Genomic DNA, 1,499 nt, shown 5'->3' on the forward strand with positions numbered 1-1,499 from the left:
GGTGAATTCAACTGGTCGTCGCAACACCTTGATCTTGGAGGTGTTGGCTTTGGCTACAGCAGACTGGAGCAAGAAGACCAGCGATGCGCCCACGGGGGTTCGTCGGCAGTGGCGAGCTGATCGTGCGTTGCGGCCGGCGATGCGTTCGCCGGGCCGGCCCGAGCCGTCGCGGGCGGTGCGACGTCAGTTTTGGGGGTTGATCGCGACGGGGATGAGCACGGCGGAGGCGTCGGTGGCGGTCGGCGTGTCGGTGCCGGTGGGGTCGCGGTGGTTCCGCCACGCTGGCGGAATGACGCCACTGAGTCTGGACGAGCCGGCGGGTCGTTACCTGTCGTTCGCTGAACGGGAAGAGATCGCGCTGCTCCGCGCCCAACAGTGTGGTGTGAGAGAGATTGCTCGGCAGATCGGACGCAGTCCGGCAACGATTTCGCGTGAGTTGCGCCGCAACTCCGCTACCAGGAGTGGGAAACTCGAGTATCGAGCCTCGGTGGCGCAGTGGAAAGCTGAGCAGGCCGCCAAGCGCCCGAAAACAGCGAAACTCGTGGCCAACGTCGAGTTGCGGGAGTACGTGCAGGAGCGGTTGGCGGGCACTGTCCGTAGCCCCTACGGCACGATCGTCGCCGGCCCCACGCCGCCGCCGTGGAAGGGGCTCAACAAGCCGCACCGGGCCGACCGGCGGTGGTCTCTGGCATGGAGTCCGGAGCAGATCTCCCAGCGCCTGCGGGTCGATTTCCCCGATGATGAATCCATGCGCATCAGTCATGAGGCAATCTATCAATCCCTGTTCATCGAGGGCCGTGGCGCGCTCAAACGCGAGTTGGTGGCGTGCCTGCGGACCGGGCGGGCATTGCGGGAGCCCCGTGCTCGCTCACGCAACAAGCCGCAGGGTCACGTCACCTCCGATGTCGTCCTCAGCCAGCGCCCGCCTGAGGCCCACGACCGTGCTGTCCCCGGCCACTGGGAGGGTGATCTCATCATCGGTGTGGGTCGGTCGGCTATCGGCACTATTGTCGAACGGCGCAGTCGCGCAACGATTCTAGTCCATCTCCCACGCTTGCAAGGGTGGGGTGAGCAACCGCCGGTGAAGAACGGGCCGGCACTCGGTGGCTACGGCGCCATCGCGATGAACGCGGCACTGACGGCGTCGATAGCGGCGCTGCCGCAGCAGTTGCGCAAGACGTTAACGTGGGATCGCGGTAAGGAACTGTCCGCTCATGCCCAGTTCGCGATGGATACCGGAACGCAGGTGTTCTTCGCCGATCCGCATTCGCCGTGGCAGCGACCGTCCAACGAGAACACTAATGGGCTGCTGCGCCAATATTTTCCGAAGGGAACTGACCTGTCACGGTGGTCTGCAAACGACCTCGAAGCCATCGCATACACCCTCAACAACCGTCCCCGAAAGGCCCTCGGCTGGAAGACCCCCGCCGAAGTCTTTGAAGGACAGTTACACTCACTACAACAACCCGGTGTTGCATGGACCGATTGAACCCGCCCAG

The 1,499-nt window shown here is 64.3% G+C and carries 1 protein-coding gene; it reads left to right on the forward strand.

Features of this window, described 5'->3' with window-relative positions; all coding sequences use genetic code 11:
• Nucleotides 1-139: 139 nt before the first annotated feature.
• Nucleotides 140-1,489, forward strand: coding sequence for an IS30 family transposase (locus tag OSB52_RS24595; RefSeq protein WP_422393741.1), 1,350 nt, complete (start codon nucleotides 140-142; stop codon nucleotides 1,487-1,489).
• The last annotated feature ends 10 nt before the right edge of the window (nucleotides 1,490-1,499 follow it).

Origin of the sequence: Gordonia aquimaris, from assembly GCF_026262595.1 — a bacterium.
Lineage (GTDB): Bacteria > Actinomycetota > Actinomycetes > Mycobacteriales > Mycobacteriaceae > Gordonia > Gordonia tangerina.